This is a genomic window from Marivita sp. NO-S04, from assembly GCF_059070475.1.
Genome location: NZ_CM180980.1, coordinates 3,481,437 through 3,506,678, shown reverse-complemented (window position 1 = coordinate 3,506,678; position 25,242 = coordinate 3,481,437). Strand labels below are relative to the sequence as shown.

Annotated in this window: 21 protein-coding genes and 1 pseudogene; 11 read left to right on the top strand and 11 right to left on the bottom strand. The window is 57.9% G+C overall.

Annotated elements, in window-relative coordinates:
- The first annotated feature begins 86 nt into the window (after positions 1 to 86).
- From ACK3EW_RS17835 to ACK3EW_RS17825, 3 genes are all read left to right on the top strand, one after another.
- A complete protein-coding gene (locus tag ACK3EW_RS17835; RefSeq protein WP_439120447.1) occupies positions 87 to 542 on the top strand; it encodes a tellurite resistance TerB family protein in 456 nt (151 codons plus the stop codon).
- A 60-nt stretch (positions 543 to 602) separates the two neighbouring features.
- A complete protein-coding gene (pncB, locus tag ACK3EW_RS17830) occupies positions 603 to 1,895 on the top strand; it encodes a nicotinate phosphoribosyltransferase (RefSeq protein ID WP_493807228.1) in 1,293 nt (430 codons plus the stop codon).
- 176 nt (positions 1,896 to 2,071) lie between these two features.
- Positions 2,072 to 3,358: a PQQ-dependent sugar dehydrogenase gene (locus ACK3EW_RS17825; protein WP_439120449.1), complete on the top strand. Its 1,287-nt coding sequence runs from the start codon at positions 2,072 to 2,074 to the stop codon at positions 3,356 to 3,358.
- A gap of 76 nt (positions 3,359 to 3,434) precedes the next feature.
- On the opposite strand, the pseudogene mscL reads toward ACK3EW_RS17825, so the two are convergent.
- The 6 genes and pseudogenes from mscL to pheS form a co-directional block, all read right to left on the bottom strand.
- A pseudogene (gene mscL, locus ACK3EW_RS17820) lies at positions 3,435 to 3,859 on the bottom strand (large conductance mechanosensitive channel protein MscL).
- Positions 3,860 to 4,022: 163 nt separating this feature from the next.
- A complete protein-coding gene (locus ACK3EW_RS17815) occupies positions 4,023 to 4,472 on the bottom strand; it encodes a YtoQ family protein (protein WP_493807227.1) in 450 nt (149 codons plus the stop codon).
- Between the two features lie 54 nt (positions 4,473 to 4,526).
- Positions 4,527 to 5,159: a class I SAM-dependent methyltransferase gene (locus tag ACK3EW_RS17810; RefSeq protein ID WP_493807226.1), complete on the bottom strand. Its 633-nt coding sequence runs from the start codon at positions 5,157 to 5,159 to the stop codon at positions 4,527 to 4,529.
- Positions 5,160 to 5,187: 28 nt separating this feature from the next.
- A complete protein-coding gene (gene pheT / locus ACK3EW_RS17805; protein ID WP_493807225.1) occupies positions 5,188 to 7,584 on the bottom strand; it encodes a phenylalanine--tRNA ligase subunit beta in 2,397 nt (798 codons plus the stop codon).
- A gap of 2 nt (positions 7,585 to 7,586) precedes the next feature.
- Positions 7,587 to 7,868: a YrhK family protein gene (locus ACK3EW_RS17800; RefSeq protein ID WP_493807224.1), complete on the bottom strand. Its 282-nt coding sequence runs from the start codon at positions 7,866 to 7,868 to the stop codon at positions 7,587 to 7,589.
- Positions 7,869 to 7,917: 49 nt separating this feature from the next.
- The gene (gene pheS, locus ACK3EW_RS17795; protein ID WP_493807223.1) at positions 7,918 to 8,988 is read right to left on the bottom strand and encodes a phenylalanine--tRNA ligase subunit alpha; all 1,071 of its coding nucleotides are present in this window, start codon (positions 8,986 to 8,988) and stop codon (positions 7,918 to 7,920) included.
- A 251-nt stretch (positions 8,989 to 9,239) separates the two neighbouring features.
- On the opposite strand from pheS, the gene ACK3EW_RS17790 reads away from it, so the two are divergent.
- Positions 9,240 to 10,427, top strand: coding sequence for an OmpA family protein (locus ACK3EW_RS17790; protein WP_493807222.1), 1,188 nt, complete (start codon positions 9,240 to 9,242; stop codon positions 10,425 to 10,427).
- Between the two features lie 60 nt (positions 10,428 to 10,487).
- Here ACK3EW_RS17790 and ACK3EW_RS17785 read toward each other — a convergent pair whose 3' ends face one another.
- Positions 10,488 to 11,219, bottom strand: a complete 732-nt coding sequence (locus ACK3EW_RS17785) for a DUF4386 domain-containing protein (protein WP_493807221.1) — start codon at positions 11,217 to 11,219, stop codon at positions 10,488 to 10,490.
- Between the two features lie 173 nt (positions 11,220 to 11,392).
- On the opposite strand from ACK3EW_RS17785, the gene ACK3EW_RS17780 reads away from it, so the two are divergent.
- The 4 genes from ACK3EW_RS17780 to ACK3EW_RS17765 all read left to right on the top strand — a co-directional run bounded on the left by ACK3EW_RS17780 (position 11,393) and on the right by ACK3EW_RS17765 (position 15,775).
- The gene (locus ACK3EW_RS17780) at positions 11,393 to 12,283 is read left to right on the top strand and encodes a LysR family transcriptional regulator (RefSeq protein ID WP_493807220.1); all 891 of its coding nucleotides are present in this window, start codon (positions 11,393 to 11,395) and stop codon (positions 12,281 to 12,283) included.
- A 372-nt stretch (positions 12,284 to 12,655) separates the two neighbouring features.
- Positions 12,656 to 13,996 (top strand): ATP-binding protein, encoded by a 1,341-nt coding sequence (locus ACK3EW_RS17775; protein WP_493807219.1) that lies wholly within the window; start codon positions 12,656 to 12,658, stop codon positions 13,994 to 13,996.
- A 59-nt stretch (positions 13,997 to 14,055) separates the two neighbouring features.
- Positions 14,056 to 15,123, top strand: a complete 1,068-nt coding sequence (locus ACK3EW_RS17770) for an isopenicillin N synthase family dioxygenase (RefSeq protein WP_493807218.1) — start codon at positions 14,056 to 14,058, stop codon at positions 15,121 to 15,123.
- Between the two features lie 7 nt (positions 15,124 to 15,130).
- Entirely contained in the window at positions 15,131 to 15,775 is a 645-nt protein-coding gene (locus ACK3EW_RS17765; protein ID WP_493807217.1) for a LysE family translocator, read from the top strand.
- Between the two features lie 43 nt (positions 15,776 to 15,818).
- Here the strand turns inward: ACK3EW_RS17765 and ACK3EW_RS17760 are convergent, their stop codons facing one another.
- From ACK3EW_RS17760 to ACK3EW_RS17750, 3 genes are all read right to left on the bottom strand, one after another.
- Positions 15,819 to 16,598 (bottom strand): 3-keto-5-aminohexanoate cleavage protein, encoded by a 780-nt coding sequence (locus ACK3EW_RS17760; RefSeq protein ID WP_493807216.1) that lies wholly within the window; start codon positions 16,596 to 16,598, stop codon positions 15,819 to 15,821.
- Between the two features lie 37 nt (positions 16,599 to 16,635).
- Complete coding sequence (locus tag ACK3EW_RS17755) at positions 16,636 to 18,003, bottom strand: aspartate aminotransferase family protein (protein WP_493807215.1); 1,368 nt, start codon at positions 18,001 to 18,003, stop codon at positions 16,636 to 16,638.
- Between the two features lie 361 nt (positions 18,004 to 18,364).
- A complete protein-coding gene (locus ACK3EW_RS17750; RefSeq protein ID WP_493807214.1) occupies positions 18,365 to 20,692 on the bottom strand; it encodes a Tex family protein in 2,328 nt (775 codons plus the stop codon).
- A gap of 319 nt (positions 20,693 to 21,011) precedes the next feature.
- On the opposite strand from ACK3EW_RS17750, the gene ACK3EW_RS17745 reads away from it, so the two are divergent.
- The 3 genes from ACK3EW_RS17745 (at position 21,012) to ACK3EW_RS17735 (ending at position 24,324) form a co-directional block, all read left to right on the top strand.
- Entirely contained in the window at positions 21,012 to 21,695 is a 684-nt protein-coding gene (locus tag ACK3EW_RS17745; protein WP_493807213.1) for a D-lyxose/D-mannose family sugar isomerase, read from the top strand.
- 248 nt (positions 21,696 to 21,943) lie between these two features.
- Positions 21,944 to 23,365: a homospermidine synthase gene (locus ACK3EW_RS17740; protein ID WP_493807212.1), complete on the top strand. Its 1,422-nt coding sequence runs from the start codon at positions 21,944 to 21,946 to the stop codon at positions 23,363 to 23,365.
- A 164-nt stretch (positions 23,366 to 23,529) separates the two neighbouring features.
- Positions 23,530 to 24,324, top strand: coding sequence for a helix-turn-helix domain-containing protein (locus ACK3EW_RS17735; RefSeq protein ID WP_493807211.1), 795 nt, complete (start codon positions 23,530 to 23,532; stop codon positions 24,322 to 24,324).
- Here ACK3EW_RS17735 and ACK3EW_RS17730 read toward each other — a convergent pair.
- Complete coding sequence (locus ACK3EW_RS17730) at positions 24,276 to 24,995, bottom strand: hypothetical protein (protein WP_493807210.1); 720 nt, start codon at positions 24,993 to 24,995, stop codon at positions 24,276 to 24,278. The two genes, ACK3EW_RS17735 and ACK3EW_RS17730, sit on opposite strands and share 49 nt — an antisense overlap.
- Between the last annotated feature and the right edge of the window lie 247 nt (positions 24,996 to 25,242).

Below are 25,242 nucleotides of genomic sequence, written 5' to 3'. Positions count from 1 at the left end.
GACGCATCTGCATGTGGTTTCCCCCTTTGTGCCTGTCGCAGAGTTTCGTAGTCTCTTAAAAACACTCTCGTAAGAGGCACCGAGCCATGTTCGAACGCATCCTTGCCCTGTTTGATAAGTCCACGCCCACAACTCCGCTGCCGCCTGCGGACGCCAAATATGCGCTTGGTGCGTTGATGGTGCGCACTGCGATGGCAGATAAAGCGTACCTTTTTCAGGAGGTCGAAGAGATCGACCGGGTGTTGTCTCGGATGTACGGGCTCAAACCCCTTGAAGCGGCCAAGATGCGGGCGCAATGCGAGAAGCTGGAACACGAACTTCCCAAGACAGCCGACCTAGCTGCGATCCTGACCGAAAACATCAGCCAAGAGAAACGCGAAGCGGCGGTCGCGGCTCTGTGGGATGTGGTCTATGCCGATGGCAATCGCCATGCCAAGGAAGACCTGCTTGTCGGTGAGATTGCTGGTCTCTTGGGCGTGGATGAGGCGACCTGTGAGCGCATTCGCGATGAAGAGGTCGCGAACTGGGACAAGTACCACTGACACTGGACAAGTTCGGGTTGGGTTGGTCTAAGCGAGGCGCCCGCGCTTTCGGAGACCCTCATGGTTGATATCGCCACCCGCGTCTGGAACCACAAATGGAAGATCGACCCAATTGTGCGGTCGCTCATCGACACGGATTTCTACAAGCTGCTGATGTGCCAGTCGGTGTTCCGCAACAAGCGCGACACGCAGGTCACGTTCAGCCTGATCAACCGGTCGTCGCATGTGCCCTTGGCCAAGCTGATTGACGAAGGGGAGTTGCGCGAACAGTTGGATCACATCCGGTCGCTGTCTTTGCGTCGGAATGAAAGCACATGGCTGCGCGGGAACACGTTTTACGGCAAGCGCCAGATGTTCCGCCCAGATTTCATGGAATGGTTCGAACAGCTACGCCTGCCGCCTTATCACCTCGAGCGCGTGGGCGATCAGTACGAGCTTACCTTTGAGGGCGCTTGGCCCGAGGTGATGCTTTGGGAGATTCCGGCGCTGGCGGTGTTGATGGAGTTGCGCGGACGCGCGGTTCTGAACGACATGGGGCGGTTCGAGTTGCAGGTGCTTTATGCGCGCGCGATGACCAAGCTGTGGGAGAAGATCGAAAAGCTGCGTGGTGATCCGGCCTTGCGCATCGCGGATTTCGGCACACGGCGGCGGCATTCGTTCCTGTGGCAGGACTGGTGCGTGCAGGCGATGTACGAGGGGCTGGGCGACAGTTTCGTCGGTACGTCGAACTGCCTGATCGCCAAGAACCGCGACCTTGAAGCGATTGGCACCAATGCGCATGAATTGCCGATGGTCTATGCCGCGCTGGCCGAGGATGATGCGGCGCTGGCCAAAGCCCCCTATGACGTGTTGGCTGATTGGCACGAGGAACACGAGGGCAATCTGCGGATGATCCTGCCGGACACCTATGGCACCGAGGGCTTCCTCAAGAACGCACCGGATTGGCTGGCGGGGTGGACGGGTATCCGGATCGACTCGGGTGATCCCGCGACCGGGGCCGAGACTGCGATCCGCTGGTGGAAGGACCGGGGGGAAGACCCGACCAAGAAGCTGGTGATCTTCTCGGACGGGTTGGATGTGGACAAGATCCTAGAGTTGCAGCGTCAGTTCGCCGGACGGGTGCGCGTGTCCTTTGGTTGGGGGACTTTGCTGACCAATGACTTCCGGGGGCTGACGCCGGATGATCGACTGGCGCCGTTCAGCCTTGTGTGCAAGGCGGTCGATGCGAATGGGCGGGCGACGGTAAAACTGTCTGACAACCCTAACAAGGCGATGGGGCCACAGGACCAGATTGATCGCTACAAGCGTGTTTTCGACGTTGGCGCGCAAGAACGGCTGGACGTGGTGGTCTGACAAGGAGCGTCTGCGCGGCGGCAGCTTTTCTGCCGAAATCCCAATTATCAAGAAAAGATGCATCTCAGGTGTTGATTAGATCTGGGCGTGGCGCTAGCTCTGCTGTGTCCAACTGACGCAGGGTCACCTTGCGTTATCGGAGGAAGTTGGATGTTCCATAAATCAGGGAGGATATTATGGGTTATCTGTCTCGTACTACCGCTGTTCTGGCCCTTGCGCCGTTCATGACCGGTGCATTTATTGCCGCGTCTTCGGCTTCGGCCCAAATGATGAATACGACCAGCCTGCAGCATACACTTGTTTTGCAAGACCTTGATGAGCCATGGGACATGTCGTTCCTTGACGACGGCACCATGTTCTTTACGGAAAAATGTGACGGGCTGTCCGTTATGCTGCCGTCCGGTCAGGTGAACAGCCTTTTGGGTATGTCCGGTGCCGAAGGCTATGCCAGCAGCGCTGACGACCTGTTCTGTGATGGCCAGGCCGGGATGATGGGTGTTGCCGTTGATCCCGATTTTGCGACCAACCGCCAGATCTATGTCTATTCGACATCGAACATGGTCACGCCGCACACCAATCGCTTGATGCGCATGGTGGTGAATGACGATTTCACCAACGTGTCGGACCGCACCGATATCGTGGACGATGTGCCCTACAAGATGGCGCCGAGTGATCACCCCTTCGGTGGGTCGGGCGCGCATAATGGCGGACGGGTTCGTTTTGGGCCGGATGGGTATATCTATCTGACCACAGGCGACACCCATAACGGTGAAGTGCCGCAAAGCCCGACGATGATGGGCAGCAAGGTGTTGCGCATCGACCGGGATGGCAACGCCGCTGCCGAGAACACGCCGCCGGAAGGGTTCGACAAGCGGACCTACACCTATGGGCATCGCAACGTTCAGGGCATCGCATTCCATCCGGGAACCGGCACGCCGATCACGGCAGAGCATGGCCCGTGGCATTCGGACGAGATCACTGTCCTGCGCAACGGCGGCAACGCCGGTTGGGACCCGCGCCCGAACATGGCCGGTCGGGGCGATTGCCCGGACAATTACTGCGGTTACAGCCCGAACCAGATGGATGGCATGGACCGCTATGCACGTGCCGCGTTCATGCCAATGACGGATCTGGCAACATATCCCGACGCGATGCCGCCGATCTGGGACAATAACGGCTGGTCACAGGGCACATCTTCGGCTGCGTTCCTTGAGGGCGAGCAGTGGGGTGACTGGAACGGTGCGATGGTCGTTGGCATTATGGGTATTGGCTTTGGTGGCACACCGATCGGCCAGCGGATCGACGTCATCGAACTGACTGACGAGCTGACGGTTGAAGATGTCACGGAACTGACCTTGCCGATGGAGTCGGGACGGTTCCGGTCGGTTGTGTTCGGGCCGGATGGTAGCCTGTACACCGCGACGGATGAGGGCTTTATCCACAAGCTCACTCCGGGCAACTGATACGAAAAACCCTGCGCCGGACGGTCCGGCGCAGGGCTCTTTTAGGGTCAGTCACGCAGCCTGCGGAGAGAGCGTGTCAGCCTTTCTTCAAGGCATCCCGGATTTCGAGCAGACATCGAGTTCGCTCGGGCCGGCTGGAACTTCAGGTGCCACATCTTCCGGCTTTTCGGCGGCGGATTTGATCCGGTTGACCATCTTGACCAGCAGGAACACCACAAAGGCGATGATCAGAAAGTTGATCAGGGCCATGATGAAGCTTCCCACTGCGAAAACCGGAGCGCCAGCTTCCTGCGCGGTGGCCAGTGATGCATGGGTGCTGCCATCAAGCGTGTAGAACCAACCCGAAAAGTCGATGCCGCCGGTAAAGAGCGCGATGATCGGGTTGATGATGTCGCCGACCAGTGATGTGACGATCGCTGTGAAAGCAGCGCCGACGATGATACCGACGGCCATGTCCATGACATTGCCTTTGGCAATGAAGTCCTTGAATTCTTGAATCATTACTATGTTTCCCTCGTGTTGGCTTGCCGCGGCGAAAAACGCGCAGCGGAGATTTTGATATCATCGCCACGGTCTTTGTCACGTCTTCCGACACAAACCACGGGGAAATTGCGAAACCTTGCCGCAAAAATGCCGCATCGAAGACTCACCTTTAAAGATGCTTTTAGCCGGGGAGTGTTCCTTTGAGCACGTAGCGCAGGATTTGCGCGACTTCCTGAGGGGTTCGGGCCATCGCAAGAGCCGCCGCGTCGACCTCTTTCAGCGCGTGGTCATGTTCGGGCTGTTGCAGGATGATCAGCGACTTGCCCAAGGCGGCGGCGTATCCGGCGTCAAAGGCAGCGTTCCACTGTTTGTATTTCTCGCCGAACCGCACGACGACCACATCGGCATCCGCGATGCCCTTACGGGTGCGGATCGCGTTGACCATCGCGCCCTTGTGGTCGTGCCAATACTTGTTCTCTTCTGCGCCGAGGATCGCCACTCCGCAATCGTCGCTGGCGGCGTGATCAGTGACGGGGCTGTCGAAGGTTACATCAAGGCCTTCGCAGGCATCGATGATCTGTTCACGCCAATCGGTGTGGATTTCGCCGGACAGGTAGACACGCAAGGTCATGGGGTACTCCTAATTGTTTGGGAAAGGGGTAGCGCAGATCTGCGGAAAGGCCAATCAATCGGCCCGGCGCGCAATAACTGTGCGGCGGGGGTCTTTGCCCGGAGCGTTTATGGTTTCGACAATGGTGAACCCGGCTTTGGTGATCGCAGCATCAAGGTCGGAAGTTGACAGTTTGGCGAAATAGGGTGCTTTGCCAATGGCTTGCATGATGGGCAGGCCAAGCTGGATGAACCACCAGATCATGTTGCGGTGTTCCGGCATGCAGAAGGTTTTTGACACGAACAGACCACCGGGTTTGGTCCGTTTGGCGATTTCGGCCAAGGCGCCGTCCATGTCTTCGATCAGGTGCAGAAGGTTGAAGGCCAGCACCGCGTCGAACGGGCCTTCAGGGGCATCAGCAGCGTCGAACTGCTGGAAATCGACATTGGTCGTGCCAGCAGCCTGCGCCTTATCGCGTCCCTTGTCCAACATTGCGTCAGAGACATCAGTGGCGATGATGTGTTGGACGCTTGCGGCAAGGGCAAGCGCAGTGGTGCCGGTGCCGCAGCCCAGTTCAAGCACGGTATCGTCGGGTGACAAGAGCTGGCGCATCTTGTCCAAGGTGGCCTCATAGGCGTCTTGGTTGCGGATCGGCGAGGCCGCGTATTTGTCCGCGGCCCGATCCCAGAACTTCGCAGACTTATACATGGTGGCCTCGCCTTTTTGCTATGACGCCTCAGCCGCGCAGCACGCCGCCGGTGGCTTTTTCGACCTTTTCGATGATCTTTTTGCCGACCGCTTCGATGTCCGCTTCCTTGAGCGTGCTGTCGGTTGGCTGAAGCCGCACGGTGATGGCGAGGGACTTCTTGCCTTCACCCAGCGACCCGCCGATGAATTCATCGAACAGACGCACGTCAGAGATCAACGCCTTGTCGGCACCGGCTGCGGCGTTCATCAGGTCGAGCGCTGCGATTTGGGCATCGACGACAAAGGCGAAGTCCCGTTCGACCGCTTGCAGATCGTTGAGCACCAGCGCAGGGCGTGTCGCCCCCGTCTTGCGCGGCAGGGGGATTTCCTGTGGCCAGAGGGTGAAGGCAACGACGGGCCCTTTGACATCCATGGCTTTCAGCACCTTGGGGTGCAGTTCTCCAAAAACGCCCAGCACCTTTTTCGGGCCAAGGCAGATCATGCCGTGACGTCCCGGATGCCACCATTCGCTGGCACCGCGCAGGATCTGGGTTTTGGCGGGTGCGCCCATCGCCGCAAGGATCGCTTCGGCGTCGGCCTTGGCGTCGAACACATCAACCGTGCGGGCGGTGCTGTGCACGTCTTTGGGGCCGGTCTTGCCGATCAGGACACCGGACAGCATCAGATGCTGTTCTTCGGGTTCGCCGCCGTGGAAGGCGTGACCGAGTTCGAAAAGGGCAAGGTCCATGAACCCGCGCGCCTGGTTGCGGGCGGCGGCCTGCAAGAGACCGGGCAGCAGGGCGGGGCGCATGTGGCTCATGTCCGTGCTGATCGGGTTGGCGAGCATGGTGGCGTCATCACCACCGCCGAAGAGGGTGGCAGAGGCTTTGTCGATGAAGCTGTAGGTCACGCATTCGTTGTAGCCGAGCGCCGCCGCTGTCCGACGCGCGGCGCGTTCGCGGCGCTGCATGGGGGATAGGATCGGCTTGGGCACACCGGGGTCCATACGGCGCATTGGTTTGCCTTCCAGCTTGGTCAGGGACGCGATGCGGGCGACCTCTTCGACCAGATCGGCCTCGCCCATGACATCGGGACGCCAGGACGGGACATGCGCCATGTTGCCTTCGAGCTTGAAGCCAAGGGCGGTCAGCGTCTGGCGCTGTGTTGCCTCGGGAATGTCCATGCCGACGAGCGAGATCACCCGCGCAGGGTTGAGTTTGTAGGCGCGCGAGGTGTCGGGCACGGCACCGGCAATGATCATGTCGGACGCTTCGCCGCCCGCGTGATCGACGATCATCCGCACGGCCAATTCCAGACCTTCAGGGGTGAAGGCCGGATCGACACCGCGTTCAAACCGGTAGCGAGCGTCGGAATTGATCTTGAGCGCGCGACCCGTGTAGGCAATCTGGATCGGGTCCCAATAGGCGCTTTCGACGAAGACATCTGTGGTCTCGTCGATGCAGCCCGTTTCCTCGCCACCCATGATGCCCGCGATGCTTTCTGGGCCTTTGGCGTCGGAGATCACCATCTGGCCGGGCTGGAGCGCGTAGGTCTTGCCGTCCAGTGCCAGCAGTTCCTCGCCACCCTTGGCGCGGTGGACGCGCAGGTCGCCTGTCACCTTGGCCATGTCGAACACGTGCAAGGGGCGGTTGCGGTCGTAGGTGAAGAAGTTGGTCACATCGACAAGGAAGTTGATCGGACGCAGGCCGATGGCGCGCAGGGCGTCCTGCAGCCACTGTGGGCTTGGGCCGTTCTTGACGCCACGAATGATGCGACCACAGAACAGCGGGCAGCCGTCCAGCGTGTCTTCGTCGATCACCACCTTGGTGTTTGCTGTGAAGCTGGCGGGGACGGGATCGACCGCATGGGTCTTCAGCGTGCCAAGACCACGGGCGGCCAGATCGCGGGCGATGCCCTGAACACCCAGCGCATCGGGGCGGTTGGGGGTGATGGCGATTTCGATCACCGGGTCCACCTTGGCGGGGTCGTTTTCGGCGAGCCAGTCGATGAATTTCTGGCCCACCTCGCCCGAGGGCAGTTCGATGATGCCGTCATGTTCGTCGCTGAGTTCTAACTCGCGTTCCGAGGCCATCATGCCGTGGCTTTCAACGCCGCGGATGTTGCCGACGCTGAGCGTGACGTCGATGCCCGGTACGTAGTCGCCCGGTTTCGCCAGAACGACGGTGATGCCCGCACGCGCGTTCGGCGCGCCGCAGACGATCTGCTTGTCGCCCTCATCGGTCTCGACCGTACAGACGCGCAGGCGGTCGGCATCGGGGTGCTGTTCGGCGTGCTTCACCTTGGCCAGCGTAAAGGTTTTAAGCTTGTCCGCCGGGTTTTCGACGCCTTCGACCTCAAGACCCAGATCGGTCAGGGCATAGGTGATCTCATCCACGGTCGCGGTGGTGTCGAGGTGCTTTTTCAGCCAGGAGAGGGTGAATTTCATGGTCAGTCCCCTTTGAACCTTTGCGCAAGGTCTTTGTCATCGCCCATCGCCGCGAGTTTCAGCTCTCGGGACAGTCGGAGTGTTGGTTTCAGCGCGAAGCAGATCGAGCCGATCAAGAAGAGCCACGTTCCAGGGATTTGCCAATCGTCAGAGAAAAACATCACCGACCCAACAACAAAACAGAACGCAGCAATGAAATCGACCAAGGTGTAGGCGACTTCGAACAGCGCATAGGTGTGGCGCTGTCGGTCAGTTCCAGTTCTGTGATCGTGGCTAAAGAGCATTGTGAACGGTGTTTCCGTGAAGTTGTAGCTTGGAATTGGTCACCCAGTGTTAGCTTAGGCCGCCATGCAGCGTCGGCACATCCAGCGCGGCGAAGCCATAGTGGCGCAGCCAGCGCAGGTCAGAGTCAAAGAAGGCGCGCAAATCGGGGATGCCGTATTTCAGCATCGCGATGCGGTCGATGCCCATGCCGAAGGCGAAGCCCTGCCATTCGTTCGGGTCGACACCCGCGCTTTGCAGAACTTTCGGGTGCACCATGCCGGAGCCAAGGATTTCGAGCCAATCGTTGCCCTCGCCGACCTTCAGCGTGCCGCCTTCCCAAGAACAGCGGATATCGACCTCGGCCGAGGGTTCCGTGAACGGGAAATGCGACGCGCGGAAGCGGAGTTCGACATCGTCGACCTCGAAATATGCTTTTACGAATTCTTCCAGCACCCATTTCAGGTTCGCCATCGAGATGTCCTTGTCGATGGCAAGGCCTTCGACCTGGTGGAACATCGGTGTGTGCGTCTGGTCGTAATCAGCGCGGTAGACGCGGCCCGGTGCGATGATGCGGATGGGCGCGCCGGTTTTCTCCATCGACCGGATCTGCACCGGCGACGTGTGGGTGCGCAGCACATGGGGCGGGCGGTCGTCGCCGTCCGCGCGGTGCATGTAGAACGTATCCATCTCGGCGCGCGCGGGGTGGTGGCCGGGGATGTTCAGCGCGTCGAAATTGTACCAATCGGTGTCGATTTGCGGGCCTTCGGCGACCGAAAAACCCATATCGGCAAAGATCGCGGTTACTTCTTCGGTGACCTGGCTGATCGGGTGTATGGTGCCTTGGCGGCGACCGCGACCGGGCAGTGTCACGTCGAGCCATTCGCCGCGCAGGCGTTCGTCAAGTGCGGTGTCTTCTAGCGCGGCTTTTTTCGCGGACAGAGCCGAGTTGATCTCGTCCTTGAGCGCGTTCAGTGCGGGACCGGCGGTCTGGCGTTCTTCCGGGCTCATTTTGCCCAGTTCGCGCATCTTGAGGCTGATCTCGCCTTTTTTGCCGACCGCCTGCACGCGCAGGTCTTCAAGCGCGGATTCATCGCCCGCCGCTGCAATCAGCCCAATGTACTTGTCGCGCAGATCGTCCATGTCACCCTCCGGCCCGTGTCGTGCTTTCCCTAGCCGCGACGGTGCAGGGACGCAAGGCAGCCGGAATGTCCGGTGGGATTCTTTCATGCTGAGTCGCGAAAGTGACAGGCGAAAAGAAATTCTATCCTACAGCGCATGGTTGCCACATAGATGTTGACGCATACACTAAATTGAGCAGTATCTTAAGATATCACTGCCAAGATGTTGAGCGAAACAACGCTCACGATGCTGCTTAATTCTGGGGGAAGAGCATGTCCTTACGAATTTTGAAAGAGCATTTGCCGTGGATTGCGCCAACGACGGCGATCGTCCTTGCTGCCACAGGTGTCATTAGTTTTGGCCCGCGCGATGCAGCGCCGGTCGACGTTGCGTCTGAATTTGAAGTGTCACGTACCATGACGCAGAACCCGGTCGCCTTGGGTGAACAGGGGATCGGCATGCTGCCGGACTCGTCTGGCAGCGTCGAAGCACTTCAGGCGGTTGTCCAGCAGGCGCCGCAGGTTCCTGAGGTCACGTTGGCACCTGTCCCGGTGGAACCGGCAGTTGTGACCCCGGCGCAGCCAGAGGTCACGCCGCAACAGGTGTCGATCGAACCAGAGCCTTCGGTCAGCCCGACAAGCAATCCGGGGGCGTTCTTTGCCGCAGCGCAGGCCAATCTTGCGCAGGACAGATCCTGTGTCGAAGACCTGCGGGTTCTGGCTGGTGAAGCGCGTGTCTATTTCCCCAGCGGTGGTCTGACAGCGGATGAGGCTGGCATGGCGCAAGCGCGTCTTATCGGGTTGGTCGCGCAAGACTGTCCACATGTCGAAATCGTTGTCGAAGGGCATTCCGATCCGTCAGGTGATCCAGCGGCCAATTTGCGGCTCAGCAAGCAGCGCGCGGACGCTGTCCTGAAACGGATCGCAGCCTCTGGCATCGACGTGGTTCGGTTCCAGTCGGTGGGGCTGGGCAGTCAGGAACCGTCGCGCATCACCGGCACACAGTCGACTGCGTACTATGACCGTCGTGTGGAGTTCGAAGTCCGTGAAGTGGCGCAGCGCGCGGGTGTCACCGGGTTCTCGCGTCCGGTGGCGAGCGCATCGTCGGCCTGTGCTGCACAGCTGCAAGCGGCAGTGGCACAGACCAAACTGTTCTATTCGCCGCGTTCGATCACTGCGCCATCTGATGGAATGCCTGCTGTCGTCGATCTCGCGGCCAAGGCCAGCGCCTGCCCCGATGCTCGGTTGCGGGTTGTGGGTCAGTTCTCGGATGATCCGGGGTCGGGTGAAACTCCGGCCACTGCGCGCCTTCGGGCTGTCGCATTGATGAGTTCGCTTGTGGCGGCCGGGTTCGATCCGGAACAGATCATCATCGCGGCGCATTCTGCCCCGCAGGTTCTTGCTGGGCAGCCGGGTCTTAGCGAGCACCGGGTTGATTTCGACATTATTCTCGAAAACTAGGTCAAACACTGGTCTTGATGGACGCGGGCGGTCATGAGGCCGCCCGTTTTCGTTTTGGAGTTAGTGGCTGAACGCCATGCGCTGAGCTGGTGTTGCGGTGCTTTGCCCTTTTATAACGAGCCAAAGGGCGAAACTGAGTTCCGACAGTGTTACGATGACCAACAGAGCGACGCGCAAAGCCCCGAGAAGTGCGGCATCCGGGAATGCGAAAGCATAGACACTGTCGAGCAGGTAACCGGACGCGCCCAGCATGAGGCCGATGCCGATCAGGCGGGGGGCTTTGTTGGAGGCCACAATCAAAGCGCCGAGCAGAACGAGATGGACTGTAAAGAAGACCTGCCAGATCCAGACACCGGCGCGGTGCATTTCCAGCAAGAGGCCGGCAAGGTCGGCGCGTTGGCTTGCGTTGAAGTTGGGCATGAGATCGGGAGATGTCGCAAGGAGGGTCGCTCCTGCATGGAAGAACAGCATCGCGGACATCACGCTGACCATGCTCAACCGCGCCATTGCAGCGGCCAAGGACAGGGTCGACGAAACCGGTTTGAACATGAAGTAGAGCATGGTCAGGGCCATAATCTCGAATATCATTACGACAACATCCGCCGCGATACCGGATTGATAAAGCGCGCTTCGGTTGAGGATGTTCGCGACTGTTTGCGCCGGATCGTCCGGGACAACGATCTGCGAGGGAACATACGCAATGGCAAACCCACCGGCGATGGCGATACCGAGATAGAACATGCCCGTCACTCGGGCATAGATGGGGGAGGTCGGATCGGAAAAGGCGTGCATGACATGTCCTTTCTTGAGGCAAAATCATTTGGACCGGCGGGTCGGGTGACCACCGTTTATGAAGGTTGGGCAACGCGCGGATGCCGCTTTGGTGTGACGACTGCGACAGAGATTAGCTGCAAAGTTATCTCAACATAATTGACATATATTCTATTTCTGATATGCAAAAGTGCATGGATTGGTCTTCTGTGACTTTTGACTGGAACCGCGTGCGTGCCTTTCTTGTGACGGCAGAAGAAGGGTCGCTATCGGCGGCTGCACGGGCATTAGGATTGGCACAGCCGACGCTCAGCCGGCAGGTCGATGCGTTGCAAACCGAACTGGGGGTTGTGTTGTTTGAGCGTTTTGGCCGGGGGCTCGAACTGACCCCCGCCGGGGCCGACCTGATTATGCATGCGCGAAAGATGGGCGAGGCCGCGATGGCGTTGTCGATTGCTGCGCACGGGCAATCCGAAGACATGTCTGGCTTGGTGACGATCTCTGCGTCCGATCTTTACGCAGGTTTGGTATTGCCGCCGATCCTGAAGCGTCTGCGCGAGGCGGAACCCAAAATCACGTTGCGCATCTTGGCGGACAATCAAGCCAGCGACCTGATGCGGCGCGAGGCCGATATCGCGGTGCGCAATTTTCGCCCGAAAGAGCCCGATCTGATTGCCAAACGGCTTGCCGATGCGAGGGCCGCTTTTTTTGCTGCGCAGGACTATGCTTCGCGCACTGGCATGGTCGAGACTGAGGCTGATTGGGCCAATGTTGATCTGATTACACCCGGTCCAGCGCAAGAATTCATAACCGCATTGCAGAGTTTCGGAGTGTCTATCTCGCACGCCTCTGTCGCTTGTGAGTGCACCAGCTACCTTGCGATGTGGGAAATGGTTCGACAGGGTCTGGGTGTTGGAATTGTTGATTCCGGGATCGGAGACCGTGATCCCACTATGTGCCGTATCGCGCCATCTTTGCCAGATGTGCCATTTCCGATCTGGTTGACCGCGCATCGGGATATCCTGACCAATCGGCGCATGCGGTTCGTGTTCGATTTCCTTGCGGCCGAGCTTTCGGCATCATAATCAGCATGATCGCTAGGGTTGCGCGCATCAGATGCGGGGTTCTTTCCTCTACAGATCGGTTCCAGTGAACGGTGACGGCAGAAAATTCAGAGCCGTTCCGTTGCTGCGGGGCAGGTGTTTGTGAGATCTCGAAGTGCTTTGATCTGTTTCTAAAAAACATCGTAATTTCAATACCTAGCGCGTTCCATACACCTATGGGTTTGTGCACCGTATCATGATGTTTTGAGTGGTTCGCGGCTGGATGTCTCGAGTTTGCTCGATATCGAGAATGATCATTCTTTGCGTGGATTGGGAAAAAGCTGTCTTGCTTTATGATCTATACACGATTCACATTATACAACTTTTGCGCGCAAGTGTCCGGGGAATCTTCTTATGAGTAATCCAGCACCAAGTGAGTTCAACGCGAGTCTCGCCGAACAAAACCCTGATTTTCTGCGTACGCTCAATGAATTTGCCGTCGACTTAATTTCCATACCGAACGCCACTGATCTGTTCTGGTACGTTGCACGAAATGTGGTTGGCAGATTGGGGTTTGTAGATTGTGTGATCTACACCGCCGACGTTGAAACGCAGGAACTGACACAGGTTGCTGCGCTTGGGGAAAAGAACCCCTACGGCAGGACGATCCTCAATCCGCTCGTCATTCCTTTTGGTGTCGGGATCACAGGCAAAGTGGCGCTCTCACGGCGGCCGATTATTGTGGATGATCTGCTGAATGACGCGAACTACATTCAGGATTCCCAGCCCGCGCGTTCGGAGATCTGTGTGCCTTTGCTGTCCCGTGGACAATTGGTTGGTGTGATCGACAGCGAACACCCGGATGCGCATGCCTTCGGCCCGGCCGAGCTCGAAATCCTGACAACCGTGGCCGCGATGACAAGCGCCAAGCTTGAACTGCTGGACGAGGCGGATCGGTCCCAGCAACGGTATGCCGACCTCGTCAAGACGCATGCAAAGCTTTCAGAGGAAATCTGCAATCGAAAAGCGCTTGAGGCCAAGCTGCACGACGCGCGCAGAAACGAAGCGGTCGGACAACTGACCGGTCGCCTCGCATATGATTTCAACAATCTGCTGTCTATCATTTCGGGAAATCTTGAACTGGTCGAGGCCTATTTCAAGGAACCGAGCAGCCGGCGATTTCTTAATGAAGCAAGCCTTGCGTCACAGCGGGCGACACGTTTGGTGTCCGATCTGCTGGTTTTTGCTCAGCGATCCAAACTGACGTTTTCCAAGACGAATATGAACGATCTGGTGGCCGACCTATGTGGCGTTTCGGTTGTTCCCCACAATGTGACGCTGCAGCTTGATCTGTCACCGATCGACCTTGTTGCCGATACAGATGTCAGCGCGGCAAAATCTGCGATCAATGCGGTTATTTCCAACGGGATCGAAGCTATGGCTGACGGCGGCACGCTCACGGTGTCGACAGATATCGTTGGCCGCAGCACAATGTCCCGGCTCATGCTTCCGCGGGTTTTGTCTCCGGGGGTTTATGTGTCGGTTAAGGTTGTCGACACTGGAACGGGCATGACATCTGACCAGATCGAGCGCGTATTTGATCCGTTCTTTTCCACCAAACCGGCAAGTTCGGGATATGGGCTTGGGCTGTCCATGGTTCATGGTTTCATGAAGCAATCCGGTGGCGCGGTAGTCGTGTCTCAAAACACCCCCAAGGGGACAATTCTGGAGCTGTTTTTTCCGGTCCAACCGTGACCCGTCGCTCACGTTGCCTGCTCATTTCATGAAATTGGTTTCTTGCATGGAGGAATCCAATGACGATGTTCTCCGACATTCAAAAAGGCGAGCAAGTCTTGCCTCTCATCAGTATCGCTGGACTCAGGTCGGGCTGTGAAAGCGAGGTCACTCGGATTTCACATGCAATCGGGAAAGCCTGCGAACAACACGGATTTTTCCGAATCTGCGATCACGGAATACCGCTTGATCTGATCGACTCTGTCTACGCAACTGCGGAAAGGTTTTTCCTTCAATCCGAACACGTGAAGATGCGGTGTTACATCGGGGACAGCCCCAATCACCGGGGTTACGTGCCGTTTTCCGAAAAAGGCGATTACCCCGACGAGGTGCACCGCAGCTATGAAGCTTTCGACCTTGGGCTAGATCTGCCTCAGGATGATCCCGATTTTCTTGCGGGAAATCGTGTTCTTGGTCCGAACAACTGGCCGGAGCTGGCGGGGTTTCGTGAAACTGTTGGTCGGTATTATGACGAGGTAGCGGCTCTGGGCCGGCTGATCAGCACGTCGCTGGAGCTTTATCTCGACCTGCCAGTGGGTGCGATGACGCAGCATATGACAAAACCAATCTCGCAGCTCCGGCTGTTACACTACGTGCGAAAAGCAACGGTCAAAGACACAAAGTCCGTGAACATGGGGGCGCATACGGATTACGAATGTCTGACGTTGTTGCACACCAGAAATCAGGGGTTGCAGATCCTCGGGCAGGACGATGTCTGGATCGACGTTCCGGTGGACCCGACGGCGCTGGTCGTTAACATCGGGGACATGATGGAGGCGTGGACGAATGGGAGGCTTCGATCTACACCTCATCGTGTGCTCAATCTCCGCCCCGAGCGCTTTTCGTTGCCCTATTTCGTGGCTGCGAACCATGACACGATCATTCAGCCGTTTCCACAACTTGTCCCAAAAGGCGCGACGCCTGAGTACCAACCTTTTGCCGCAGGTGCGCATTTGGAACGGATGCTCATTCGCGATTTTCCATATCTGAAAGCATTGATGGCCAAAGCTGCCGAAGCATGTGATCCTGTGGATGGACACCTTCAGATCGAAAACCCATTCGAGCAAAGACTAAAGAAAAACACCTGACCACCCAATGCCAACTCTCGAAACGATGCTCACCGTGGCCCTTGCCGGGCTCGTTCTAAGTGCGACGCCAGGACCGTCGATGCTTTATGTCTTGTCCCGAAGCGCCGGGCAAAGCCGGAAGGCGGGGTATGCTTCGGCGCTGGGCTTGGGCCTTGGCGGCATTCTACTGGCGATCGCTACAGCCTTCGGCCTCGCAACGCTGTTTCGCCAGTTCGATTGGCTGATGACAGGCCTTCGGTTTCTCGGCTCGCTGTATCTGATCTATCTCGGCTATGGGCTGATCCGCGATTCCTATGTCGCCCTCGATCTTACTGTCACTGACACGCCGACATTGCATCAAACCTTCGGGCAGATCGTGTGGCAGGGCATGTGGGTCGAATTGCTTAATCCAAAGACAGTATTGTTCTTCTCGTTATTTCTTCCGCCGTTTGTTGATCCAAGTCTCACAGGTCAAGCGTTACAGTTGCAATTGATCGTCTTGGGTGCCCTTGTCCCATTAACCGCAATTCCGTCGGATCTCGTGGTTGCATGGCTTGGATCGACACTGTCGACCTCTGTGTCGGCCAACCCCGGTGTGCGCAAGCTACTGTCTTGGACCGGGGGGCTGGCCTTGGTCTTTATCGCTTTGAACCTGCATTATGAAATCATTTGAGGACGTGCGTTGAACCGTCCAGACCCCCTGCATTCCAAGGCCATCAAAACGACAGGTTTTGTTGGGTCAATTGCGTGCAGAGGTCCACAACTTTCTCTCGATTGTCCTTCGCCACAGACCCGTTGCTGAGCAGTCGGGAATTCTCGAAACCGACACGGCATTTTCCACCTCTGCGGGCGGCTTCAACCAAGCACGCCGGTTCCGCCGCTCCAAACGCGCAAACGGCCCAGTCGGGTGTCAGATTTTGATCCTTCAGCCACGTGAGGAACGGCAGCATTTCGTTTGGCGAAGACGCACCTGTTTGGCTGTAACGACCAAGGACAAAAATCATTTGAAGTTTGGGGTCGGTGAGGCGCGTCCGGGGCAGTATCTCTGAGAGACGCTGACAATCTTCGACATCAAAAAGAATATGTTGAACCGCGATCTTGCGATCCTCACATTCGGCGTAGAACGCGCGGGCGGTCTCCAACCCGGCTTCGCCGATTTCGCGCACCGCCGCGGACACCATGTCAGCCCCCGAGTTCAGGGCAACCTCCATCTGGACATCGGGCTGGTAGACCCCTGCCGCTTCGGTCGTGATTTGAAGGGCCATGTCTGGCACAGCACGCCTCAGATCAGACAGCAGATCGCGGTAGACCGCCGCATCAAGCAGATGTGACCCGTGTTCATCCCGGATATGAGCGTGAAGCCCATCCGCGCCGACCTCGAAACAGCTTTTTGCAACTGTCACGACTTCGTCGATGGTCAGCGGCAATGCGGGATGGTCTGCTTTCGACAGGCGCGCGCCGCTTGGGGCGACCATTATTTTCGGAAGCGGTCTCATCGCACGGCCGAGGGTCGTGGCAATAGGTGGCGGTCTGTCATGTGGTCAACTCTGCCTGGAACGCCTCTAGGCTTTTCTCGACTGCCGACAGGATTTCGGTGATCTGAGCGGGCGTGATGATCATTGGCGGGCAGAAGGCCATGGCGTCCGTCATGTTGCGCGAGATCAGGCCGTTTTTCAGGAAATGCGCGCCCAGACCCGCGCCCAGTTTGCCCGGTGCGAACTCTTCGGCGCGGCCGTCGGGGGCCACGATTTCCAATGCGGCGATCAGGCCAACGCCGCGTGCCTCACCCACCAGCGGGTGGCCGGTGAACTTGGCCAGACCCGCCTGCAATTCCGCGCCCCGTTCGGCGGCATTGGCCACCAGATCGCGCTCTTCGATGATCTTGAGGTTCTCCAGCGCCACCGCCGCACCCACCGGATGCGCGCCGCCGGTATAGCCGTGACCCAGCACGCCAATGCGGCCGGATTCGTCGGCGATGGGGGCGTAGACCTCTTCTGTCATCATGAAGGCCGAGAACGGGAAATAGGACGACGTGATCTGCTTGGACATGGTCATGATGTCGGGCTTGATCTGGAACGTGTCACAGCCGAACATCTTGCCGGTGCGGCCAAACCCACAAATCACCTCGTCGGCGATCAGCAGGATGTCATACTTGCCTAGAACCGCCTGTATCTTCTCCCAATAGGTTTTGGGCGGCACGACAACCCCGCCCGCGCCCATCACCGGTTCGGCGATGAAGGCCGCAATCGTGTCGGGCCCTTCAGCCTGGATCATCGCGTCAAGGTCCTCGGCGCAGCGGGTGGCGAATTGTTCTTCGCTCTCGCCGTCGCGCCCTTCGCGCCAGTAATGCGGGCAGGTGGTGTGCAGGATACCGGGCAGCGGCAGGTCGAAGGATTTGTGGTTGTACGGCAGCCCGGTCATCGACGCGGATGCAATCGTCACCCCGTGATAGCCGCGCATGCGCGAAATCACTTTCTTCTTCTCGGGCTTGCCGAGGCTGTTGGAGCGATACCACAGCATCTTGAGGATCGTGTCATTCGCCTCGGACCCGGAATTGGTGAAGAACACCTTGCTCATCGGAACCGGCGCCATGCCGATCAGCTTTTCCGCCAGATCAATCGCCGGCCCGTGCGAGCGGTGCGCGAAATTGTGATAGTAGGGCAGCTTGCTCATCTGCCGGGTTGCGGCGTCGATCAGGCGCTGTTCATTAAAACCGACAGCCACGCTCCAGAGGCCTGACATGCCTTCGATGTATTTGTTGCCATGGGTGTCGAACACATGAACCCCCTCGCCCCGATCCATGATCAGCGGCCCGTTCTGCTCGTGCAGGCGGGCATTGGTGTAGCTGTGGAAGTGGTACGCGATATCGCGGGCTTCGTCAGAATTCGGGCGCAGGTCCATGGGGCACATCTTTCGAACTGTCGGTGAGTCTCAACCAACAGCTAAAGCGTTCCAGACTGGCGTGGCAAGGGGGCAGGGGTCATGCTACCCCTGACAGATCACCCCGGACCAACAAGGGGCAGCCGGCAAGAAAACCTATTTCGACAAACGCCATTAAGGACGCAAGCTCGGGATCAATTGTCGCGACGGCGCGCCGATGCAACATCTCGAACAGCCGGAACGCGCGATGGGCTACCGACGGTGCTCATTTCACAGTGCGGATATCTTGGCCGCCGCTGCGCAATGCTGCCGAGGCGTTCCTGACAGAGTTCGAACCGCCATCCGCGACTGATCCCGCGCGGGGATGTTGCTTGTGGGTGCGTCAGGTCTTGCCCTTAAGAGCATCCCGGAGCGCATCGGCAAGGGCGCCTTGACCACCGCCCCCTGTTTCCGATTTCGTATTTGGCCGTAGTTTTTTAGGGGTGTGGTTCTGTGCCTTCTGGCCGGATGGGTTTTTGTCTCGGACGTTCTTGGATGAGTCCGGGGCGTCTTTTCGCATGCTCAAACCAATGCGCTTGCGTGCGACGTCGACCTCAACCACGCGAACCTTGACGACATCCCCGGCTTTCACCACCTCGTGGGGGTCTTTGACGAACCTGTCGGCCAGTTGGCTGACATGCACCAAGCCGTCTTGATGAACACCGATATCGACGAAGGCTCCGAAAGCGGCGACGTTGGTGACCGTTCCTTCCAATAGCATTCCGGGGCGTAGGTCCCTGATGTTGTCGATCCCATTGGCAAAGCGCGCCGTGACGAAATCGGGGCGCGGATCGCGGCCGGGCTTTTCAAGCTCTGATAAAATATCGCGGACCGTGGGGATGCCGAAACGTTCATTAACGAAGTCTTCAGCGCGCAGGCCACTGAGGGTTTCTGGCGCGCCCATGATCGCTCGGATGTCGCGCCCACAGGCTTGTACGATGCGGCGTGCCACGTCGTAGGCCTCGGGGTGCACCGATGTCGCATCCAACGGCTCAGAGCTGTCCCGAAGCCGCAGGAATCCGGCGCATTGCTCAAACGCCTTTGGGCCAAGCCCGGGAACCTTGAGCAACGCTTTGCGGGATGCAAAACGACCCTGTGCGTCGCGATGTGTGACGATTGCGTTGGCCAGGGATGGGCCAACACCCGCCACGCGCGCCAGAAGCGGCGCTGAGGCCATGTTCAGATCGACGCCAACAGCGTTCACGGCGTCTTCGACCACCGCGTCAAGCGCCTGCGCCAGCCGCCGTTGGTCGACGTCATGTTGATATTGTCCCACCCCTATGGATTGCGGTGTGATCTTTACCAATTCGGCCAGAGGGTCTTGCAAGCGGCGTGCAATGGAAACCGCGCCGCGCAGGGACACATCGAGGTCAGGGAATTCCTGTGCCGCCAGTTCCGACGCGGAGTACACCGAAGCCCCGGCCTCTGACACGATCACGCTGGCTGGACGCGATACACCCTGAGGCATTTGCTTGATCGTCTCTGCGACAAGCCGTTCTGTCTCGCGGCTTGCAGTTCCGTTGCCGATCGCGACCAGTTCGATGCCGTGGCGTTGGATCATGGAAGATATGGCGGACTGGGATCCGGTCTCATCCATACGTGGCTGGAAGGGGTAAAGTGTTGCGGTTTCCAGCAGTTTGCCCGTTGCATCGACCACTGCGGCCTTGACCCCGGTGCGAATGCCGGGATCAAGCCCAAGTGTCGGGCGCGGTCCGGCGGGGGCTGCCAGCAGCAGATCGCGCAGGTTTCGCGCAAAGACGGAAATGGCCTCTTCATGGGCGCGTTTGCGTAGGTCGCTCATCAGATCGACATACATCGTAAGGCTGAGCTTGACGCGCCATGTCCAATCCGCCGCCGCTCGGAGCCACATGTCTGCCGGGCCGGTGCCCGAGATCCCTATCGCCGCAGCAATGATCCCGATTGCGCGGGGCATGTCGGTTTCTGCGTCTGGTGCAATGTCGATGGCGACGATTTCTTCCTTGGCGGCGCGGAGAATGGCCAAAGCGCGATGGCCTGGGATGGTCGCCCATTTTTCGCGATGGTCGAAATAATCTGAGAATTTTGCGCCGGCTTCTTCTTTTCCGGGTTGCACACGCGCGGTGATCAAGGCGGTCTCGTGCATGAATGACCGCAGTCGGCCCAGAAGATCGGCGTTTTCACTGAGGTCTTCCGCGAGAATATCGCGGGCACCGGCCAAGGCCTCTTTCGCCGTGGGAACGGCCTCGGTCAGATACGTGGTGGCCAGGTCTTCGGGTGCGGCGGACCTTGTGTTCAAAATGGCGCTGAGAAGTGGCTCCAAACCGTTCTCGCGGGCAATCATCGCTTTAGTGCGGCGCTTGGGCTTGAAGGGCAGGTAAATGTCCTCCAGCACTGCTTTTGTGTCAGCCCTTGCGATGGCTTTGGCCAAGGCATCGGTCAGCTTGCCCTGATCCTTGATCGAATTGAGGATCGTCTCGCGACGGGCTTCCAACTCGCGCAGATAGACCAAACGATCCGCCAATGTGCGCAATTGCGTGTCGTCCAGACCACCAGTTGCTTCCTTGCGATACCGCGCCACAAAGGGAACGGTGGCACCTCCATCCAAAAGGCTGACGGCGGCGGCGACCTGATCCGGTCGGGCGTCGATGTCAGCGGCGATGATGCGCGAAATACGGTCAGAGCTCTGGCTCACGTCACGTGTCCTCTGATGTTGTTGGTCTGCCTTGATAGCCAGCGTGTTTGCCAGAGGAAAGAGGTGTTTGCCATGTCCGCGCCTTTCATCATCATGCGGCTTTGTTCCTGAGTTTCAGCTTGCGCCGGGCGTGATCTTGCCGTTGTTGTCGCTAACGGGAGTTGGACAGGCACAGTATGATTGCAACTATATTGGCTCGAGGGTGCATTGGGCGAAACTGGGCGGATGGCGTTCAGCATGGCTGTTTGAATGGCGACGAAACCCTTGGGCATTACTGGTTTCTTAAGCCCAGTCTGCGCTGCAACGAAGGAACACAGGTATGAAACGATCGCGCATCAATGAAATCATGGCGGATGCAGATGAGATGATCCGATCCCATGGCTTTAGCCTGCCGCCATTTGCATATTGGACACCGGACGAATTCCGGGCCAGAGCAGCAGAGGCGCAGCACGTGATTGATACACGCTGCGGTTGGGACATTACTGATTACGGGGCAGGACGGTACGCCGAGCTGGGCCTTTTCCTGTTTACCCTGCGCAATGGCCTCTTGTCAGACCTGCAGCGCGGCGGGGGGATGTGCTACGCTGAAAAGCTGCTTATTTCCCGGCAGGATCAGTTGTCTCCGATGCACACGCACGTGATCAAGGCCGAGGACATCATCAACCGAGGCGGTGCAACACTGGTGATCGAATTGTTCGGATCGGACGATGCAGGCAGATTTGCCGAAGATCGCGGCGGCGTCGTGTGGTGCGATGGTATTCGTCTGGACTATGCGCCGGGCCAGAAGCTCCGCCTCGCGCCGGGTGAAAGCGTGACACTCCGTCCGGGAGATTGGCACGCGTTCTGGGGGGAAGGTGGCGATGTGTTGATCGGAGAAGTCTCGACCGTGAACGATGACGAGACCGACAATATCTTTCGCGAACCGATCGGCCGTTTCTCTACAATCGAAGAGGACACGGCACCGACCCATCTTCTTGTCAGTGATTACGCGGCGGCGTTTTAACGCTTTCCCGCAGCTAAAGCCGTCGGATGCCGTTGCATGGGTGGCTGACAGGTCACGAACAGGTCCGGCTCGCTTTGTGGAATGAGGGAGTGGCCAGTTTGCAAAGGAAACCGATTGGCCCCGAATGTGTTTTTCCGAATGACAAGAGTATCTTGGACTCTGTGTGCTGCGCGCGATAAACAAGGGAAGCTGCCTTGTCGGTCGTGCTGGACGGAGTGTCCACGACACAGGAGCGGCGAGGAAAGTACATGACTGACAAACATCAGGTCCACGGGCGTATTGATGGGCCGATCGTTATGATCGGCTTTGGTTCGATCGGAAAAGGTACATGGCCACTGATCGAGCGGCATTTCGAATATGATGCAGATAAATTCATCGTCATCGAACCGGATGCCAGTAAGGCCAATTTCCTGCGGCAGCACAAGATCCGCCATCTGCAGCTTGCCCTAACACCCGACAACTATCGCGAGGTACTGGGGGGGATTTTTGCCGAGGGCAAAGGGTTCTGCGTTAACCTTTCGGTCGATACGTCGTCTTTGGATCTCATGAAATTCTGCCGTGAACAGGGTGTGCTTTATATCGACACGGTGGTTGAGCCGTGGGCCGGGTATTATTTCGACACCGCCGACAATGCAGCACGCACCAATTATGCCCTGCGGCAAGCGGTGCGGAACGAAAAGGCGGCCAATCCCGGTGGTCCGACTGCGGTGAGTTGCTGTGGGGCTAACCCCGGCATGGTGTCATGGTTCGTAAAAGAGGCTTTGCTTACCCTTGCCAAGGATACGGGGCGTGAAGTGCCGGCGCCAAAAGACCGATCGGGTTGGGCGACGCTGATGCAGTCGCTGGGTGTGAAAGGTGTCCATATCGCAGAGCGAGATACCCAAGCGCGCCGTCAACCGCGACCGCGCAACGTGTTCGTCAATACATGGTCTGTCGAAGGGTTCATTGCCGAAGGCTTCCAACCCGCCGAACTAGGGTGGGGCACGCACGAAACATGGTTTCCGGAAAACGGGTATTCCTATGACACAGGGTGTCAGGCGGCGATCTGGTTGGACCGTCCCGGAGCGATCACTCGGGTGCATACATGGTGCCCGACACCGGGACCGCAATTCGGGTTCCTTGTGACGCACAATGAGGCGATCTCGATTTCCGACTATTACACGGTCGGTGATGCGGCTGCGCCCGACTACCGTCCGACCTGTCATTATGCATATCATCCTTGCGACGATGCGGTGTTGTCCCTGCACGAGATGTTCGGGTCGGGCAAACAGCAAACGATCCATCACATCCTGACCGAAGACGAAATCGTCGAAGGCATCGACGAACTTGGTGTGCTTCTTTATGGGCATGAAAAGAACGCGATGTGGTACGGGTCTCGGTTGTCCAACGCGGAAACGCGTGATCTGGCACCCTATCAGAATGCCACCGGCTTACAGGTGACTTCGGCGGTCCTGGCGGGAATGGTCTGGGCACTGGAAAACCCCGAGGCGGGAATTGTGGAAACCGATGAGATGGATCATGCACGCTGCCTTGATGTGCAGCGCCCTTACCTTGGTCCTGTTGAGGCGCATTACACTGATTGGACACCGTTGCAGGATCGGTGGGAACACTTCCCCGAAGATATCGACGAACGCGACCCGTGGTTGTTCAGAAATGTTTTGGCAAGCTGATCCATGGGCAATGCCATCTGTCCAAACCGCGTGTCCTGAGGTGAAGGCTTTGATGCGCGAACGGATAAATCTCCTTAAGGGTGCAATTTTGCTATACACACCACTTTTGCGAGGTTACCCATGACCTTGGGTGTGGGCAAAAGCTGTAACTACTGGACGGCGAGATGACGCTGCATACGAAAGAGCTGGAAGTTCTAGATAATTTCCGGGCGAACCTGCAAAGCATAATGAAGTCACAAAACCTCAGCGAAGCCGAGTTGTCGGCGCGTGCAGGGTTCGAGGAAGCTAGCATTCTGGACGAAATCATGCGTGGTCGCACATTGCCGAACATGGCCGCACCTGTGCGATTGGCGGACGCTTTGGGAATCCCGGTGGATGTTTTGCTTAGGGACCGGAACGATCACCTCAAAGGAGACTTCGAAGCGCTGCCGATGCAGGAAGTGGATCGGCAGGCGGCACAGCTTTTGTCCGCGGTCTTCAAGGCAACCGAACGGTCGCTGGACCGGATAGGAGATCGACCGACACTGGATTCCATCATCGCTTGGTGGAAGGAAACTGACGGCGACCTGTCTCGCAGCGAGCAGATCGCTCCGCATTTCGATCTTGTCAGTGCAGCCGAGGCTTTGACGTCGATCCCGCGCATTCACCATGTTGGTGCGCTTGGCCTGTCTGCGACGACGCTCGGTTCGGCAGACAATTCAAGGCTCGAGAACTTTCTCGAAACCCTGAGCACATCTGATCTGACCGAACTGAACGGACAAATCAGATCGGTTGCGCATTCCGGTGTGGGGATGATCACGCCGCTCAAGCGGATTGTGCCCTTTCCCGAAACGAACGAAACCGCAGAGGTCAGCTTCGTTCGCCTCATGCTCCCTGTCAGGGATGCGTCGGGCACCTTGTTCGTGCTGAACTATTCCACCCTTTTGAGCGAATCGACCCCCAGAAGAACAGACGGGTGAAGATTGAAGTAGCGTGCCATGTCGCACAGTTCGCTTGATTGAATCGCCACAAGATATTCACCTGTCGCCCGCCCTTTCGGCAAGGTTCCCCAGACATGCGCGCCGGGATACTGACGGGTAAAGCCATATTCCGTGGCATAGCCCAACCGGGCATCATCGGCTCTCACAAAGGCATACAGCCAGTCTGGATGCCAGCGCAGGTGGCAATAGGCAAACAGCAGATGCGTGTAGAGCGACAACATATGCCGAGAGCCGCGCATCTTTTCGGCGATAAAGAACTCGCCCATGTAGATGACGCTTCCCGTGATCTCGTCACACGGGCGGCGTTCGTCCGAAACAACCCGTAAATGCCCTTGTCCCTTGTATAATCTGCCATAACTGCGGGACCAGAAGCTTGATAGCGTTTCGGTCACAAACCGGTCGTGCCGGGCAGCGACACCACCTATATCTTGACCATCCTTGCGCAGGATCAGCCACCCTGCATTGTCTTTGGACAGATCATTGTGTTCTGATGAGATCATTGGTGTGATCGAGTTTTTGCCGATCGCGCGCATCCGGTTTTCGCATCCTTCAAAATCCGATGAATCTTCGACCGTGATTCCCCTCTCTTCAAGCATGTAGAGACAGGTGCTGAAGAATTTCATCAGGTCTAGATGAGCAATTTTGGCCACGTGCATTTCTCCCTCATAGAGTGTTGAACAATTCCTCCACACCACATTATTCGCGGGGCTGCGCCAAGCCTTAAGGTTGTTTCTTTTCAGTTGAGACACTTATAGATAGCTTCAGCTGAATGTGTTGCTGCTGGATTATGCCGGGTGTTCGAAGGCCATTGGCAAAATTCCGCAGACAGACCTTATCGCATGGCACAGTCGGCATGCTGGGATATCACGATGACGTGGGTGGGGCCTTTCAAGACAG

Excerpts from the sequence above, each read along its gene's own strand:
- ACK3EW_RS17835 (WP_439120447.1), top strand. The coding sequence starts at position 87 with ATGTTCGAACGCATCCTTGCCCTGTTTGATAAGTCCACGCCCACAACT.
- pncB (WP_493807228.1), top strand. The coding sequence starts at position 603 with ATGGTTGATATCGCCACCCGCGTCTGGAACCACAAATGGAAGATCGAC.
- ACK3EW_RS17825 (WP_439120449.1), top strand. The coding sequence starts at position 2,072 with ATGGGTTATCTGTCTCGTACTACCGCTGTTCTGGCCCTTGCGCCGTTC.
- ACK3EW_RS17815 (WP_493807227.1), bottom strand. The coding sequence starts at position 4,472 with ATGACCTTGCGTGTCTACCTGTCCGGCGAAATCCACACCGATTGGCGT.
- ACK3EW_RS17810 (WP_493807226.1), bottom strand. The coding sequence starts at position 5,159 with ATGTATAAGTCTGCGAAGTTCTGGGATCGGGCCGCGGACAAATACGCG.
- pheT (WP_493807225.1), bottom strand. The coding sequence starts at position 7,584 with ATGAAATTCACCCTCTCCTGGCTGAAAAAGCACCTCGACACCACCGCG.
- ACK3EW_RS17800 (WP_493807224.1), bottom strand. The coding sequence starts at position 7,868 with ATGCTCTTTAGCCACGATCACAGAACTGGAACTGACCGACAGCGCCAC.
- pheS (WP_493807223.1), bottom strand. The coding sequence starts at position 8,988 with ATGGACGATCTGCGCGACAAGTACATTGGGCTGATTGCAGCGGCGGGC.
- ACK3EW_RS17790 (WP_493807222.1), top strand. The coding sequence starts at position 9,240 with ATGTCCTTACGAATTTTGAAAGAGCATTTGCCGTGGATTGCGCCAACG.
- ACK3EW_RS17785 (WP_493807221.1), bottom strand. The coding sequence starts at position 11,219 with ATGCACGCCTTTTCCGATCCGACCTCCCCCATCTATGCCCGAGTGACG.
- ACK3EW_RS17780 (WP_493807220.1), top strand. The coding sequence starts at position 11,393 with ATGGATTGGTCTTCTGTGACTTTTGACTGGAACCGCGTGCGTGCCTTT.
- ACK3EW_RS17775 (WP_493807219.1), top strand. The coding sequence starts at position 12,656 with ATGAGTAATCCAGCACCAAGTGAGTTCAACGCGAGTCTCGCCGAACAA.
- ACK3EW_RS17770 (WP_493807218.1), top strand. The coding sequence starts at position 14,056 with ATGACGATGTTCTCCGACATTCAAAAAGGCGAGCAAGTCTTGCCTCTC.
- ACK3EW_RS17765 (WP_493807217.1), top strand. The coding sequence starts at position 15,131 with ATGCCAACTCTCGAAACGATGCTCACCGTGGCCCTTGCCGGGCTCGTT.
- ACK3EW_RS17760 (WP_493807216.1), bottom strand. The coding sequence starts at position 16,598 with ATGAGACCGCTTCCGAAAATAATGGTCGCCCCAAGCGGCGCGCGCCTG.
- ACK3EW_RS17755 (WP_493807215.1), bottom strand. The coding sequence starts at position 18,003 with ATGGACCTGCGCCCGAATTCTGACGAAGCCCGCGATATCGCGTACCAC.
- ACK3EW_RS17745 (WP_493807213.1), top strand. The coding sequence starts at position 21,012 with ATGAAACGATCGCGCATCAATGAAATCATGGCGGATGCAGATGAGATG.
- ACK3EW_RS17740 (WP_493807212.1), top strand. The coding sequence starts at position 21,944 with ATGACTGACAAACATCAGGTCCACGGGCGTATTGATGGGCCGATCGTT.
- ACK3EW_RS17735 (WP_493807211.1), top strand. The coding sequence starts at position 23,530 with ATGACGCTGCATACGAAAGAGCTGGAAGTTCTAGATAATTTCCGGGCG.